Annotated in this window: 13 protein-coding genes; 5 read left to right on the top strand and 8 right to left on the bottom strand. The window is 67.2% G+C overall.

Annotated features, from left to right (window positions below; genetic code table 11):
• Positions 1-946 (bottom strand): LpqN/LpqT family lipoprotein (locus WA965_RS03355; RefSeq protein WP_526447065.1); only part of this gene is annotated, 946 nt, incomplete at its 3' end.
• Between the two features lie 198 nt (positions 947-1,144).
• On the opposite strand from WA965_RS03355, the gene leuS reads away from it, so the two are divergent.
• Positions 1,145-4,063: a leucine--tRNA ligase gene (gene leuS / locus WA965_RS03360; RefSeq protein WP_526296351.1), complete on the top strand. Its 2,919-nt coding sequence runs from the start codon at positions 1,145-1,147 to the stop codon at positions 4,061-4,063.
• Between the two features lie 52 nt (positions 4,064-4,115).
• On the opposite strand, the gene WA965_RS03365 is transcribed toward leuS, so the two are convergent.
• Positions 4,116-4,781, bottom strand: a complete 666-nt coding sequence (locus tag WA965_RS03365; protein WP_526296349.1) for an SDR family oxidoreductase — start codon at positions 4,779-4,781, stop codon at positions 4,116-4,118.
• Positions 4,782-4,836: 55 nt separating this feature from the next.
• Here WA965_RS03365 and ggh point away from each other — a divergent pair, with 55 nt between their 5' ends.
• Positions 4,837-6,177 carry a glucosylglycerate hydrolase gene (gene ggh, locus WA965_RS03370; RefSeq protein WP_526296347.1) on the top strand — a complete coding sequence of 447 codons (1,341 nt, stop codon included), beginning with the start codon at positions 4,837-4,839 and terminating at the stop codon, positions 6,175-6,177.
• Between the two features lie 4 nt (positions 6,178-6,181).
• On the opposite strand, the gene WA965_RS03375 is transcribed toward ggh, so the two are convergent.
• The 4 genes from WA965_RS03375 to WA965_RS03390 form a co-directional block, all read right to left on the bottom strand.
• Positions 6,182-6,622 (bottom strand): MarR family winged helix-turn-helix transcriptional regulator, encoded by a 441-nt coding sequence (locus tag WA965_RS03375; RefSeq protein ID WP_178357754.1) that lies wholly within the window; start codon positions 6,620-6,622, stop codon positions 6,182-6,184.
• A 102-nt stretch (positions 6,623-6,724) separates the two neighbouring features.
• Positions 6,725-7,390, bottom strand: a complete 666-nt coding sequence (locus tag WA965_RS03380; RefSeq protein ID WP_526296345.1) for a GntR family transcriptional regulator — start codon at positions 7,388-7,390, stop codon at positions 6,725-6,727.
• A gap of 51 nt (positions 7,391-7,441) precedes the next feature.
• Positions 7,442-8,248 (bottom strand): LLM class F420-dependent oxidoreductase, encoded by an 807-nt coding sequence (locus WA965_RS03385; RefSeq protein WP_526296343.1) that lies wholly within the window; start codon positions 8,246-8,248, stop codon positions 7,442-7,444.
• A gap of 23 nt (positions 8,249-8,271) precedes the next feature.
• A complete protein-coding gene (locus WA965_RS03390; protein WP_526296341.1) occupies positions 8,272-10,341 on the bottom strand; it encodes a PhoX family protein in 2,070 nt (689 codons plus the stop codon).
• 341 nt (positions 10,342-10,682) lie between these two features.
• Here WA965_RS03390 and WA965_RS03395 point away from each other — a divergent pair, with 341 nt between their 5' ends.
• Complete coding sequence (locus WA965_RS03395; RefSeq protein WP_526296339.1) at positions 10,683-12,473, top strand: Ig-like domain-containing protein; 1,791 nt, start codon at positions 10,683-10,685, stop codon at positions 12,471-12,473.
• On the opposite strand, the gene WA965_RS03400 is transcribed toward WA965_RS03395, so the two are convergent.
• Entirely contained in the window at positions 12,470-13,366 is an 897-nt protein-coding gene (locus WA965_RS03400) for an Rv0045c family esterase (RefSeq protein ID WP_526296337.1), read from the bottom strand. The genes WA965_RS03395 and WA965_RS03400 overlap by 4 nt on opposite strands.
• A 62-nt stretch (positions 13,367-13,428) precedes the next feature.
• Here WA965_RS03400 and WA965_RS03405 point away from each other — a divergent pair, with 62 nt between their 5' ends.
• Positions 13,429-14,631 carry an enhanced intracellular survival protein Eis gene (locus WA965_RS03405; RefSeq protein WP_526296335.1) on the top strand — a complete coding sequence of 401 codons (1,203 nt, stop codon included), beginning with the start codon at positions 13,429-13,431 and terminating at the stop codon, positions 14,629-14,631.
• 84 nt (positions 14,632-14,715) lie between these two features.
• Here WA965_RS03405 and WA965_RS03410 read toward each other — a convergent pair whose 3' ends face one another.
• Positions 14,716-15,072, bottom strand: a complete 357-nt coding sequence (locus WA965_RS03410; RefSeq protein WP_526296333.1) for a hypothetical protein — start codon at positions 15,070-15,072, stop codon at positions 14,716-14,718.
• 64 nt (positions 15,073-15,136) lie between these two features.
• Here WA965_RS03410 and WA965_RS03415 point away from each other — a divergent pair, with 64 nt between their 5' ends.
• On the top strand, positions 15,137-15,661 hold the full coding sequence (locus WA965_RS03415) for a helix-turn-helix domain-containing protein (RefSeq protein ID WP_526296331.1): 525 nt from the start codon (positions 15,137-15,139) through the stop codon (positions 15,659-15,661).
• Positions 15,662-15,832: the final 171 nt, after the last annotated feature.

Genomic DNA, 15,832 nt, shown 5'->3' on the forward strand with positions numbered 1-15,832 from the left:
GCGGCTGAGGTGGCGGGGCCACCGGTGCGACGGCGGGAGCTGCGGGTGCAGGAGGGCCGGGCGGGGCCACGCCGGGAGGCGGGACCGGTGCGGCGGGGGCAGGCGACGGGGCGCTGACCTTGAAACCGTTGACGATCGCGTCGGTGGCGGCGGCGGCCGGCAGCACCTGGTCGACGCTGGTGGTCACCGCCAGCGACACGAGGTACTGGTCGGGTCCGGAGGCAGCGATCACGTGGCGACGTGACGTGTTCAGCGTCATGGACCCTTCGCGGTAGGTGCCCTCGATCAGCGAGGACGGCATCCCGCCGTGCGGCGCGAGGGACGCGTCGGTGGATCGCCAGGCCGGCAACTGCTGGCTGTCGATGAACCCGTGACTGATGGCTTCGTTCGGGTCGAACTGACCGATCAGCTTGTAGACCACCACCTGGGCGTTCGACGAGTAGAGCCCGTTACCGCCGACCCGGTCGGCGATCACCGCGAATGCGTCGGGCACGTTCGGGTCGGGGATGTGGGCCCAGCCCCGAGGCATCGGCAGCACGATGTTGAGCGCCCGGAAGTCGCGGCTGGTCTGAGGTTCGAGCGCAACGCCCTTGGAGGCGAAGAAGTCGGTCAACGTGCCCGACGTCGCCGGGGTGATCGTGGGTGCCGGTGGGGGGGTGGCCGCCGGCATCGGCACGCCGGCGGGAACACCCGCGGCGACTCCCGCCGGGACCGCTGCGGGGCCGGTGGCCGATGTCACACCCGGTTGACCGACGGCGACGGGCGCGGCATTGGGGGCCACCGTGACAGTCTGGGTGACCGTCGCCGGGGCGGGCTGCGGCGGTTGCGGCAGGATCGGCTGGGCCGACGCGGTGGTGCCCGCGAAGCCCAGAACGCAGGCCGCACCGGTTGCCGTGGCACCGATGCCGACTGCCAGAACCCGCCACTGGCGGGCGATTTCGCTCATGTACTGCTGTCCTCCGAGTCACTCTCCCCGACGTTCCGGGATGGTCGGTCCCGTGTCAGGCGACGAATGTATCCACGGCGGCGACCCGGTTACCAGGTCCGGGATCGACCTGGAACCAACCCCTGATGCATCCGCAACGGAACCGAGACCAACCCGACGCCGGGAAATCGGCGATCGGCGGGCTTATACCCTGGTGGCGTGACCGAAACGCCGACTCAGTCCTCGCGCGAGCACTCGTCCGCGCCTCCGGCCGCCGCCGCAGACACCCCGCAGCACCGCTACACCGCGCAGCTGGCGGGGGAGATCGAGCAGTCGTGGCAGCAGCGGTGGGTGCAGTCGGGGACCTTCGACGTCGCCAACCCGGTCGGCTCGCTGGCCCCCGCAGACGGCGCTCCGGTTCCTGCCGACAAGATGTTCGTCCAGGACATGTTCCCGTACCCGTCCGGCGAGGGACTGCACGTCGGGCATCCGCTGGGATACATCGCGACCGACGTGTACGCGCGGTACTACCGGATGACCGGCCGTAACGTGCTGCACGCCTTGGGGTTTGACGCATTCGGTTTGCCGGCCGAGCAGTACGCGATCCAGACCGGCACGCATCCGCGCACCCGGACCGAGGCCAACATCGTCAACTTCCGTCGCCAGCTGGGCAGGTTGGGCCTCGGCCACGATTCGCGGCGGAGCTTTTCCACCACCGATGTGGACTACTACAAGTGGACGCAGTGGATCTTCCTGCAGATCTTCAACGCATGGTTCGACACGGCCGCGGGCAAGGCGCGTCCGATCGCCGAACTGGTCGCCGAGTTCGACGCCGGGACCCGATCCGTGGGCGACGGACGGCAGTGGTCGGAGCTCGACGCCGCAGCCCGCGCTGATGTGGTCGACGCCCACCGGCTGGTCTACCTCGCCGACTCGGTGGTGAACTGGTGCCCGGGTCTGGGCACGGTGCTGGCGAACGAGGAAGTCACCGCGGACGGCCGCAGTGAGCGCGGTAATTTCCCGGTGTTCCGGAAACGGTTGCGCCAGTGGATGATGCGGATCACCGCATACTCCGACCGGTTGCTCGACGATCTCGACGTGCTGGACTGGCCGGAGAAGGTCAAGACCATGCAGCGCAACTGGATCGGCCGGTCCACGGGCGCTGCGGTCCTGTTCGGTACCGACGCGGGTGACATCGAGGTGTTCACCACTCGCCCGGACACGCTGTTCGGCGCGACGTACATGGTCCTGGCTCCCGAACATGCACTGGTCGATGCCCTGGTCGCCGAAGCGTGGCCGGCGGACGTGGATGCGCGATGGACCTTCGGCGCGCCGACGCCGGCCGAGGCGGTGGCGTCCTACCGTGCGGCGATCCGCGCGAAGTCCGACCTGGAGCGTCAGGAGAACAAATCCAAGACCGGGGTGTTCGTCGGCGCCTATGCGACGAATCCTGCAAACGGGCAACAGATTCCGGTGTTCATCGCCGACTATGTGCTGGCCGGCTACGGCACGGGCGCGATCATGGCGGTGCCCAGCGGCGACCAGCGCGACTGGGATTTCGCCACCGAGCTCGGCCTGCCGATCGTGGAGGTGGTTCGGCGGGTAGGAGCGGAGCGACCGGGGGAGGTTGTTGCCGGCGGGGATGTTTCGCAGGAGGCCTACAGCGGCGACGGTGAGCTGGTCAACTCAGGTTTCCTGAACGGCATGGACGTTTCTGCCGCCAAGGCGGCGATCACCGAGCGACTGGTCGCCGACGGCCGCGGACAGGAACGCGTCGAATACAAGCTGCGTGACTGGCTGTTCGCCCGACAGCGGTACTGGGGCGAGCCGTTCCCGGTGGTGTACGACGCCACCGGCCGCGCTCACGGCCTGCCGGAGTCGCTGCTGCCCGTGGAACTGCCTGACGTACCGGACTATTCGCCGGTGTCGTTCGACCCCGACGACGCCGACAGCGAGCCGTCGCCCCCGCTGGGAAAGGTCATCGACTGGGTCAACGTCGAACTCGACCTCGGCGACGGCCTCAAGCCCTACACCCGCGACACCAACGTGATGCCGCAGTGGGCGGGCAGTTCCTGGTACGAGCTGCGCTACACCGATCCGTACAACAAAGAAGAGTTGTGCGCCAAGGAGAACGAGGCGTACTGGATGGGCCCGCGGCCGGCCGAGCACGGTCCCGATGATCCGGGTGGGGTGGACCTCTACGTGGGCGGCGTCGAGCACGCGGTGCTGCACCTGCTGTACTCGCGGTTCTGGCACAAAGTGCTGTTCGACCTCGGCCACGTCAGCTCGCGCGAGCCCTATCGCCGGCTGGTGAACCAGGGCTACATCCAGGCGTTCGCCTACACCGATGCCCGCGGTGCCTACGTTCCGGCGGCAGAGGTCGTCGAGCGGGGCGGCCGTTTCTACTGGCCCGGCCCGGACGGCGAGATCGAGGTCAGCCAGGAGTTCGGCAAGATCGGCAAGAGCCTCAAGAACTCGGTGTCGCCCGACGAGATCTGCGACAACTACGGCGCCGACACGCTGCGGGTGTACGAGATGTCGATGGGACCGATCGAGGCGTCACGGCCGTGGGCGACCAAGGATGTCGTCGGCGCGCACCGGTTCCTGCAACGGGTGTGGCGGTTGGTCGTGGACGAAGAGACCGGCGCGGTCCGGGTCACCGACGACGCCCTCGATGAGGAGACGCTGCGGCTGCTGCACCGCACCATCGCCGGCACGGCCGACGATTACGCCGCGCTGCGCAACAACACCGCGGCCGCCAAACTCATCGAGTACACCAACCATCTGACCAAGCAGGCGGTGACCGCGCGCGCGGCGCTGGAACCCCTGGTGCTGATGGTCGCTCCTCTCGCCCCACATTTGGCCGAGGAGTTGTGGACCCGTCTGGGCCACGGCACCTCGCTGGCGCACGGCCCGTTCCCGGTCGCCGATGAGCGTTATCTGGTCGAGGACACCGTCGAGTACCCGGTCCAGGTGAACGGCAAGGTCCGCGGCCGCGTCACGGTGGCGGCCGACGCCGACACCGCCACCGTGGAGGCGGCCGCGCTGGCGGAGGAGAGGGTCGTCGCGTTCATCGACGGCAGGACGCCCAAAAAGGTGATCGTCGTCGCGGGCCGCCTCGTCAACGTCGTCCTCTGACGTCTGAATTCGGCGCGCGCACGGACGCCGGCGACGCGTAGGCGCGCCCGATTCACCGGGGGCGGACGATGACCTCGCGGACGTGGCCGTCGCGCGGGGTGTTGATCGCATCGGCGGTGACCTTGGCGACGGTCTCCGGGCTCAGGAACTGTGCGGGGTCGTACTCGCGGCCCTCGTAGGCGACGAGGTCCTCCTGCATCGCCGTCGCGATCCGGCCCGGGTGCACCGACGTCACACGCAGGGTGGGTTCGTCGTCGCGCAGCGAGTCGGCGAACCCGCGCAACGCGAACTTGCTCGCCGTGTAGGACGCCAGCCCGGCTGACGCGTTGATCCCGGAGCCCGAGTTGATGAACACCACATGCCCCTCGGCGGCACGCAGCGCGGGCAGCAACTCCAGAGTGAGGGCGACTGCCCCAATCAGGTTGACCGCCATGGTCGCTCGCCACTCGTCGACCGTGGATTCGGCGACCCGACCGGGATAGGCCACCCCGGCGTTGTGGATCAGCACGTCGAGTTCGACAAGGGGTTCGACGACGGCGGCCATCGAGTCGGGATCGGCCAGATCGACGGGCCAGGTGGTCGCGCCGAAACGCTCGGCGACGGCGTCCAGGCGCGAGGAGGGCCGCCCGGCCAGCAGCAGGGTGTGTGTCGGGGCCAATGCGTCGGCGAGGGCGGTTCCCAGCCCTCCGGTGGCCCCTGTGATCATCGCGGTCGGCACTCTCGAACCCTACCGACACTGCAAGTCGGCCCGAGAAGTCGCATCATGGGAGGCGATGCCCCACGACCCCAGCTTCGCCCCCACGCAACTCGCGGCCCGCGCCGCGTATCTGCTGCGCGGAAACGACCTCGGTGTGATGACCACCGCGGCGCCATTGCTGTACCCCCACATGTGGAGTTGGGACGCCGCCTTCGTGTCGATCGGGCTTGCTCCGCTGTCGGTGGAGCGGGCCGTCGTCGAACTCGACACGTTGCTCTCGGCGCAGTGGGGTAACGGCATGATCCCGCACATCGTGTTCGCCAACGGCGCCGACGGTTACTTTCCCGGTCCGGCCCGGTGGGCGTGTTCGGCGTTGTCGGCCGATGCGCCGCGCGCCCGCCACACCTCCGGCATCACGCAACCGCCCGTGCACGCCATCGCGGTGCAGCGCATCCTCGACCACGCCCGCACCCGCGGCCGGTCCACCCGCGCGGTCGCCGAGTCCTTCCTGGATCGGCGGTGGGACGACCTGGTGCAGTGGCATCGCTGGTTGGCGGAATGCCGCGATCAGAACGAGCACGGCCGGGTCACCGTCTACCACGGCTGGGAGTCGGGGATGGACAACTCCCCGCGATGGGACAGCGCGTACGCCAACGTGATTCCCGGCGAGGTGCCGGAGTATCAGCGTGAGGACAACAAGATCAACACCGACGCCACTCAACGGCCCAGCGACCTGGAGTACGACCGGTACCTGTGGCTGGTCGAGGAGATGAAGACCGCCCGCTACGACGACGAACTGCTGTCCAAGTCGGTCAGCTTCGCCGTGGAGGACGTGTTCGTCTCCGCCATCCTCTCGGTGGCGTGTCAGGTGCTGGCCGAAATCGGCGAAGACCACAAACGCCCGCACGCCGACGTCAAGGATCTGTATGCGTGGGCTGACCGGTTCCGCGGCGGAGTCATCGCCACGACTGACGAACGTACCGGCGCGGCAAAGGATTACGACGTCCGAGCCGACAGGTGGATCGCTACCGAGACCGTGGCGCAGTTCGCGCCGCTGCTCTGCGGGGGCCTCCCGCACGATCGCGAACGGGCGTTGCTGCGGCTGCTGGAGGGCCCGCGGTTCTGCGGTCACCCGGACCTCGCCTACGCGCTGATCCCGTCGACGTCGCCGGTGTCGCGCGACTTCCGCCCGCGTGAATACTGGCGTGGGCCGGTGTGGCCGGTGATGACGTGGTTGTTCTCGTGGTGTTTCGCCAGGCGCGGGTGGGCTGAGCGTTCGGCGGCCCTGCGCCGGGAGGGTCTGCGTCAGGCCAGCGACGGCACTTTCGCCGAGTACTACGAGCCGTTCACCGGGGAGCCGCTGGGGAGCATGCAGCAGTCCTGGACCGCGGCCGCGGTGCTGGACTGGTTGGGCTGAGGAGCTACTCGGCGATCCGCTCGAGCGGGGCCAACCCCTTGGCCAGCGCGTCGAGTTCCTCTTCGCTGAGCTTGCTGAGCAGCGCGGCGAGATGAGCCTGCCTGGAGGCCAACGCATCCCGGTGCTGCGCGTGCCCCTCGGGGGTGATGTCGACCAGCACCGCCCTCAGATCAGAGGGGTCGCGCGAGCGTTTGACCAGCCCCAGCTTCTCGAGCCTGCGGATGGCCACCGTGGTGGTGGGTGTGCGGACCCGCTCGTGGGCGGCCAGATCGGTCATCCGGATGGGGCCCTGGTCGAGCAGGGTGAGCAGGATGGACAGCTGGGCCAGTGTCAGATCTCCGGTGGTGGATGTCCTGCCGGTGTGCCGGAGAACGGACAGCACCTTGGAGAGCACACGCTGCAGTTCACCTGCGAGCTCGCTGACCTGCGGTTCGGCCTCCACCATAATCAGCCAGTCTAACCTCTGCCTTGCTGTGAAGTTGCGCGGACGACAGTTATGACGCAATAAACTTTTGGAGAGTCTTTGCCGGGGCCCGACGGTCTCGGGTCACTCGGCGCGCACCGCGCACAGCACCCCGCGCCGCACCAGCTCCGCGAGCAGGATCTGCGCCATCGTGTCCGAGCGCTGCATGCAGGCGGCCCGCGCTGCCTCGGGACGGCTTTCTCGGATCGCGTTCAACTCGGCCTCGTAGGACGGCAGCAGCGCATCCCGGTGCTCGAGGTAGCCGGCCCAGAAAGCCGGTGGAATCAGCGTCTGCGACGAGTCGATGGCCGCTTGCAACCGAGGGCCCGCGTACTCGGTGTTGACGACGCCGCGGAACCGCCGGGCATGTTGGTCGAACAGCCGGGAGTCTCTGCCGCCGCCCATCAGCGCCAACAGCTCCGCGAGCTCCGCAGTGATCATCGGGTCCGCCGCGACGGCTGCCCGCGCGGACGCGGTTCCGCTCAACAGGCCGTAGAGCTCGTGGTGTTCGCGCACCGTCGCCTCGTCGAACCGCTCGACGAAGGCGCCGCGGTGATACTGAGTGGACAGGATGCCGTCGTGCTCGAGCTGCACGACCGCTTCCTGTACCGGCACTCGACTGAGTCCGAGCTCGTGCGCGATCTCGTTGCGGTCCAAGCGATCTCCTGACCGGAGCTTGCCGGTCAGGACCAGATTGACGACATGGGAGACCACGAGGTCTTTCTCTTTGACCCCATACTTCTTGGGCATGGCGGCGCCAGTCTCTCACGGCGCCGGAATCCCCGGAGCGCTTCGGCGGGTTCAGCCGCCGACACGCCTGTCCCGCCAACGACAAAGGGACTCGGCCTGGGACAGGTCGTAGTCGGGTCCGTTGACGCCGACCGTCAGCATCGTGACGCCGAGCCCGGCCAGTGCGTCGGCATCCGCGAGCAGCGAGTCCAGATCTTTGCCGTTCGCACCTGCTGAGTGCTCGATGAGCGCCGGGTCGCGGCCGACGTCGGAGCAGTGGCGGGCGAGCACATCGGACTTGTGCGGGTAGCTTTCGCGGTCGGAGAACGAGTGCCAGATGTCGGCGTATTCGGCGACCAGGCGAAGCGTCTTGCGCTCGCCGCCACCGCCGATCAAGACCGGGATGTCGCGCATCGGCTGCGGATTGAGCTTGCTCAGCCTCGACTCGATGCGCGGCATGGCCTCGGCGAGGTCGTCGAGCCGGCTGCCCGCGGTCCCGAACTCGTAGCCGTATTCGTCGTAGTCCTTCTGCTTCCAACCGGATCCGAGACCGAGGATCAGCCGGCCGCCGGAGATGTGGTCGACGGTGCGGGCCATGTCGGCGAGCAGTTCGGGGTTGCGGTAGGAGTTGCACGTGACGAGCGCGCCGATCTCGATGCGCGAGGTCTGTTCGGCCCAGGCGCCCAGCATCGTCCAGCATTCGTAGTGCGCGCCGTCGGGGTCGCCGTAGAGCGGGAAGAAGTGATCCCAGTTGAAGGCGACGTCGACGCCGATGTCCTCGCAGCGGCGCAGCGCGTCGCGCAGGTGGCTGTACTGCGGTGCGTGCTGCGGTTGGAGTTGGACGCCGATACGGACGGGGCGGTCAGTGGAGGAGGTCATGACCCCACGTTAGGCGCGTGGCGCTACACACCGATCTGACCGCCGTCTTTCCACACGGCGACGACTGCGGGGCGTGCGGTCCCGTTGCCGCCTTCGGGCCAGCGCGACAGCGGGTTGTCGATGCTGTTGTCGTCGTTCTCGCCTGGGTGCTGCACGCACACGGTGACCAGATCATCGGTGACGATCGGCCCGCACGTCTCGGCGCCGAGAGGCACCGTCAGGAACTGTTTCGTCTCGCCGCGGTTGGGCCCCTCGAGCGCGACGGCGAACAGGCCGTCGTTGGAGTCGAGGGCATTGCCGTCGGTGGAGATCCACAGGTTGCCGTGGCTGTCGAAGGCCAGGTTGTCCGGGCAGGAGATCGGGCTGACCTTGGTCTTGTCGAAACCGCCGTAGTAGGTGTCTGCGGCCGCCGGATCTCCGCACACCAACAGCAGGTCCCAGGTGAAGCTCGTGCTGGCGTGGTCGTCGGTGATCTCGAGGATTTGGCCGCTCTTGTTGTCGTTGCGGGGGTTGGCGGCGTCGGGTCCCGGCTCGCCGTCCACGCCTCGCTCGTCGTTGTTGGTCAGCGCGACGTAGACCTTGCCGGTGGTGGGGTTGGCCTCGAAGTCCTCGGGCCGGTCCATCTTCGTGGCGCCGGCCTTGTCGGCCGCCATCCGGGTGAACACCGCGGCTTCCTGGGCGGTCACGCCGGCAACAAGCGACTCGGCCTGGCCGTCGGGGCCGCTGCGCAGCAACGGGATCCACGTCCCGGTTCCCATGAAGCTGCCCGTGGCGGGAAGCGTGCCGGAGCCGTCGATCTCGGCCGCCGGGATGTCGCTGGAGAGCTTGGCGACGTACAGCGTGCCCTCGTCGAGCAGCGTCAGGTTGTGCGCCATCGCCGCGGGATCGGTTCCAGGCTGCATCTTCTTGGCCGAGACGAACTTGTACATGTAGTCGAAGCGTTCGTCGTCTCCGGTGTAGGCCACAACGGTGCCGTCGTCGGTGATGTAGATGTTGGCGCCCTCGTGCTTGAGCCGTCCCAGCGCGGAGTGCTTGATCGGGGTGGAGTTCGGGTCCCACGGGTTGAGTTCGACGACGTACCCGAAGCGGTTCGGTTCGTTCGGCGTCTGGGTGAGGTCGAACCGGGGGTCGAACGTCTCCCATTTGAGCTCGCTGGGTTCCATCGACACGCCGTAGCGGTCCAGTCGGTCGGCGTCGACCGGGCCAGGCGCGGCAGCGCCGTCGGCGGCACCGAAGTAGTCCTGGAAGTTCTCCTCACCGGAGAGCACTGTGCCCCAGGGGGTGACGCCTCCGGCGCAGTTGGCGAAAGTGCCTGCGACGGTGCGGCCGGTCGGGTCGGCGGGAGTCTTGACGAAGTCGCTGCCGGCCGCCGGCCCCGTGAGGGTCATCGGTGAGTCGGCGGTGATGCGACGGTTGTAGGTTCCCATCACGGGTCGTAGGCCCTCGGGGGTGCGCTCGACTTCGACGACGCCCATGCCGATCGCGGCGATCTCGACGTCGAACTGCTCCCGGGTGGGGGCGTCGGCGTTGTAGCCGGCGAACATGAACTGCGGTGAGACGTACTCGAAGTTGGTGACGAGAAGGAAGCGATTCTGGCGGCCCGGGATCGGCAGCAAACCGGCGAAGTCGTTGTTGAAGCCGAACTGCAGACGTTGAGCGGCACCTGTCTGGTTGGCGACGTCGAACGGCGGCGCATCGGGCAGGACCGGGTCACCCCAACTGATGACGACGCCCTGCTGGTAGCCGTCGGCGACGACGACGGCGTCCTCGCTGTTGGGTGCAACCGATGCGAAGTTCATCCCCGGAGGTGGTTCGGCGGGGGCGGCGGACGTCGATGATGTGGCGACGGGCGCGGAATCCTGGGAGCAGGCGGCCAAAACCGAACCCGCACCCACCGCCAGCACGGCGACGCCGCCGGCCTGCAGCATCGACCGCCGTGACACCGATTTCACGACGTCGCCGAAGTATTCGTTGTCGCTACGGTTCGGCACCGGTTTCGAACACGCATCACCACACTTGTAGACGCAGGTCACGTGCTGTCGCTTGGACTTTCCGTTGTGAGCGACAAAGAGATTCAGCGGCACAAGCGCCATGAGTTCCTGTTCCTTCCGACACGTCTTCGGCCGGGGGCTGGGCGGCCGGACCCGCGAAAAGTTACGGCAGCCGGGCAATCAGAAGGCAAGCAGAAGGTGAACAGCAGTCGACCGCAGCCACCGAGCGCGCGGGCCGGCCACGTGGTACGGGATACCTGTTGAGCACATTTGCCACTGCGATCCGCTCCGCTCGCGCTACTGTGCAGCAAAGCCTAGCCGGGGGGTCAAGAGCGATGCGCGGGAATCAAGATCAATTGCTGCGGAGGAAATCTCGGCACGCGCGCCGGTCCGAGAACTTTGCGGTCAGGCGGTGGCTCCAGGCCGGGCTGGCGTCGGCGGGGATGAGTGCGGCTTTGCTGGGCTTTTCGTTGATGGCTCCAGAGATCGGTGTCGCATCGGCAGACACCGGCGTCTCGTCTGCGTCCTCAGACACCTCCAGCGCAGCCGACCGTGAGACGAAACAACGGGACACCCGAGGGGTGGACACCGACCCCGACACCGACACCGACACCGACACCGACAGTGACCCCGAAGCCGAAGCCGAAGCCGAAGCCGAAACCGAAACCGAAACCGAAACCGAAACCGAAACCGACAGTGACGCCGACGCCGACGCCGATACGGACAGCGATGATGAGGACACCGTTACCCACGGCCGCAAGGATGTCGCGTCCGACAGCGTATCCACCGAAGAGGCCCCTGATATTCCGGAGGACGCTGCCGACCAAAGGACCCACGCCTCGCTGGTGACAGAACCCGCCGCGGTCGAACCGACCAGCGCCGCCGTCACGGACGCAGTCGAGTTGGCTGCCGATCCGGTCCCCGCGCCGCCGTGGCTGGCTCCGCGGCGGACCTGGAACGACGTTGTCGCAGAGATCATGACCAACTGGACAACCAGGCATGAGCAGTGGGTCGAGTCGCTGGATGTCAGCGATGAGAGGAAGGCGGAGCTGACCGCTTCGTTCTTGGCGCTTCGCCGCGGCCTGTTCAACCAGGCCCCGACGGTCGCACCGATTCAGCTGAGCGGCTTGGTGAGTGGCCCTATCACCGGCGACATCAATGGGGTCGACGCCGAGGGCGACGTCATCGTCTACCGACTGATCCGCGGACCCCGGCAGGGCTCGGTCGTCATCAATGCCGACGGGACCTACACCTACACCCCGGATGCGGAATTCGACGGTGTCGACACCTTCTACGTCCGCGCGATCGACGTCGGCTTGCACATCAACCTGCTCAATCTGCTACGCCCGATCGGGACGCGCGCCACCAACCTGATCAACCAGGGGGCGATCATGTTCGACTTCGCCTTCACCGGCGACGGCTGGACCGATGAGCGGCGAGAAGCGTTGCACGAAGTGGCAAGCCGGCTTCAGGAGTACTTCCGGGTGAACAGGGCGGTGACGCTGTCCTACGACGTAAATGTCGAGCTCGAGGAGGACAGCCTCGCTTCGGCGTACAGCCCGTACATCTCCGAGCTGCCGGGTTATTGGCGCACGGTGGTTCAGTACAAGTTGCAGACCGGTCGGGACGCGAACGGTTCGACAGCAGATGGTGAGATCACCTGGAATTTCAAGGACTATGAGTGGGGCCTGGGTGACATCGTCTCGGGAGACGAGTACGACTTCGTGTCGACGGCGATCCACGAGCTGATGCACTCATTCGGTTTCCTGTCCTCGCTGGACGCGCCAGGTCAGAACGACGACAGGAACCGGGCGCACTTCGACAGATTCGTCGTGACCGCCCGCGGCCTGCGACCCTTCACGCTGTTCGGCGGATGGCCGGCCACCAACGACCCGAAGCTCGTCGGCGAGGATGGCGGCCTGTTCTTCGGGGGCAGGAATGCCATCGCGGCCTACGGCGGACTGGTACCCCTGTTCACGCCGATGCCGTTCGAGTCGGGAAGCTCGATCTCCCACCTCGACGACGTCACCTTCACCGGCGACGACCAGCAGATCATGAACGCGAAGACCGGCACAGGTCGGGTTGTGCGGGTTTTCAGCGCTCTGGAGCTGGGCATGCTCGAGGATCTCGGGTACCACGTCGTGATGCCGCAGTCACCGCCTTACGGGATGGCACTGATCGGGTTGATATTCCTGGCCCGTCCGCGGCGCAAGGACAAGTCAGCCGCGCGCTAGGCGTCGAGCACACCTCGCAGGAGATCGACCAAAGCGCGCGGCTGGTCGCTCTGTACCGAGTGCCCGGAGTCTTCGACGATGTGGACCTGCTGGAAACCCGGTGCAGCACGGGCGAACTCGGCGGCGTCCTCGTCGTTGACGAAGAAGGAGTTGGCGCCGCGGATCAGCGTGGTGGGGGTGGTGAGCCGCGGCACGTCATCCCACAGGTTCTCGAACCCCTCGCCCTTGCGGATGGAGTCGTATCGCCACGTCCAGGTCCCGTCGTCGAGGCGTTTGGCGTTGTGGAAAACGCCCCGCCGCAACGATTCCCGATCACGGTGCGGCGCTGCGGCGACGGTGACCTCGAGCATCGAGTCGAACGTCGGGAAGGTGCGCTCACCCTGAACCAACGCAACTGTGCCCTTCTGGGCGTCGGTCATCTCGGTGTGGCGTTCGGGTGCCGACGGCGTGACATCGACCATCACCAGTTTGCGCACGAGTTCCGGGGCGGCCACGGCCAGCCGCATCGCAGTCAGTCCGCCGAGCGACATCCCGACGACGAGGTCGGCGTCACCGGCGAGGTCGCGGATCACCGGTTCGACGGCGACCGCATTGAGCTTGGGTCCGTAGTCACCGTCCTCGCGCCACGCCGAACGGCCATGCCCGGGCAGGTCGACCGCCAGTGCGGGCGCGCCCAGACCGATGATGACGGTGTCCCAGGTGTGGGCGTTCTGACCGCCGCCGTGCAGGAACACCACCCGCGGCGCGTCATCGCCGAACTTGAGTGCGCTGACCGGACCGGCGGCGATGCGGCTGGTGCTCGGCAGCGGAGCGGTCACCCCGCACTGGCGGGCGTTCTCCCTGAGGAAGACGAACTCCGACAGGCTGGCCAGCTCGTCATCGGCGTCGCTCATGGTGCGACAGTACCGCTGGTATTCACGTGCGAGTGGGGGTACCCGTGTGTCACGGTCGGAGGGTGGCACATACACCAGCATTGACGATCCGCGGCGCCCAAGAGACGGACTGGCCGGCCATGGTGCTGCTTGGCGCAACATGTTTCGGGGTCTGGCGGCCGCAGGAGACCGCCGAGATGTGGCGATCGATGGTGCCCGCCGACGGTGCTGTCGTCGCATGCGACGGGCCGGATGTCGTCGGGATGGCACTGTTTCTCGATCTGAGGCTGACGGTCCCGGGCGGCGCGGTGCTCCCGATGGCCGGTGTGTCGTGGGTTGCGGTGGCGCCGACGCATCGGCGGCGCGGCGCGCTGCGGGGCATGTTCGACGAGTTGCACGCTCGCATGACGGCCAATTATCCGCTCGCCGGTCTGGAGGCCAGCGAAGCCGGCATCTACGGCAGATTCGGCTACGGCGCCGCCACCGCGGTGCATCGGCTGTCCGTCGACCGGCGGACAGCCCGGTTCCACGACGACGTGCCCGACCCCGGCGGCGTCCGGGTGGTGCGCCTCGCCGAGCACCGTGGGCAGTTGGAGGACATCTTCGAGCGCTGGCGGGTGCAGAACCCCGGTGGCCTGTACAGCCCGTCCCGGCTGTGGGACGAGGTGCTGGCCGACCGCGAGTACTCGCGGCACGGCGGCAGCGCCTTCTTCTGCCTGCTTCATGACGACGGCTTCGCGCTGTATCGCGTCCACGACGGCGAGGGCAAGGGCACCCTGGAGATCACCGACATCACCGCTGTGACACCGGAGGCGCACATCGCCCTGTGGCGGGTCCTTCTCGGGATGGATCTGATGGCGACGATCAACGTCGAATCGCACCCGGGGGAGGTGCTGCCGTACCTGTTGACCGATCAGCGACTGGTGCGCACTGTCGGCGTCGACGACGGGCTGTGGCTGCGGATGCTGGATATTCCCGCTGTGCTGCAGGCGCGCAGGTACGCCGCGGACGTGTCGGTGGTGCTCGACGTTTCCGACGCGGTGCTGGGTGGCGGCGGAAGATTCGCCCTGGAGGTGAGCGACGGCCGGGCGCGGTGTGAGCCCACGGATGCGGCTGCCGATGTGAGCACCGACCTGTCGGTGCTCGGCAGCATCTATCTGGGCGCGCATCGCGCGTCGGCATACGCGACGGCACAACGACTGCGGTGCAACGATTCCGGACTACCGGCGAAGCTAGATGCGGCGTTCGCCGTCGACGTACCAGCGGAACTCGGCTTCGGCTTCTGATGTCGCCGGAATTGCGTTCCAGCAGGCGCCTTCTCGGACTCTCCCTGCTGGAATGCAATTCCGGCGGAAGAGACTGGGCCGGCGTCAGCGGTTGGCCGGCGCCGTCCTGATGTCCTCGGCGACCGCTGCCGCGTCCGGAACGCTGACGATCAACGTGTCGTATCTGCCATCGCTGAGTTCGATCCGGACAGCGGTCTGCTTCGCCCGCGCGACCGCGAAGGTGCGTCTCCCCGAGGAGCGCCACGTGCCGATCTTGGTACGCGACGGGATGTGCAGTCCCGGCGCGCGGAAGCCCTTCACCTCGTCCAACGGCCGCTCGACGACGTCGACCGCCGTGACAGAGGACAGCGGCACCCGGATGTCTCGGTGCAGCGCCGCCAACTTCTCGAGGGGTGTCAGCACGATGTCGAGGTACGCGCCGGTGCGCTGAATCTTCGCCACAGGAATCTCCTCTCGGTCAAACGTTATCAATATTGATAATATAACAGAAGGCGATACTGGTGCGATGGCGTCGGCCGATCTCCTCCTGCACCCCATCCGGTTCCGCGTCGTCCAGGCATTACTCGATGGCGGCGAACTCACCACAGGGGAACTCCGTGCGCGGCTCGCGGACGTGCCGGTCGCAACGCTCTACCGGCATGTCGGCAAGCTCGCGGACGGCGGCGTGCTCACGGTGGTCAGCGAGACGCGAGTCCGCGGGGCCGTCGAACGGCGATACAAGCTGGATTTCGCGAACGCGGTCGTCGGCGATGACGAGCTTCGTGCCATGACGGTCGACGAGCATCGGCAGGCGTTCACGGTTTTTGTCGCGACGCTCCTGGTGCACTTCAACCGATACCTCGACGGTCCGGACGTCGACGTGGTTCGCGACCGCGCCTCGTTCAGCCAGGTCGCGCTGTGGCTGACCGACGAGGAACTAGATCAGATGCGCAGCGAAATCGTCGAGGCCATCAGCAATCGGTTGTCGCACAAGAGCTCTCCCGGGCGCAGGAGAAGAATGCTGACGACGATCCTGATGCCGGATCTCTGATTGGCGCCGGAATTGCGTTCCAGCAGGCGCCTTCTCGGACTTCTGCTGCTATTCCGAAAATAATGGTGAGGTGCGCTGGGAGTCTGCACGTCGGTATTGCCGTGTGTTGAGGGCGGTTGGGTGGCGTGTGTGGGTCAGGCGGCTGGGGTGAGGGTGACGGTGTAGCCCAGG

It is taken from the genome of Mycobacterium sp. (genome assembly GCF_049683935.1).
Classification (GTDB): domain Bacteria; phylum Actinomycetota; class Actinomycetes; order Mycobacteriales; family Mycobacteriaceae; genus Mycobacterium.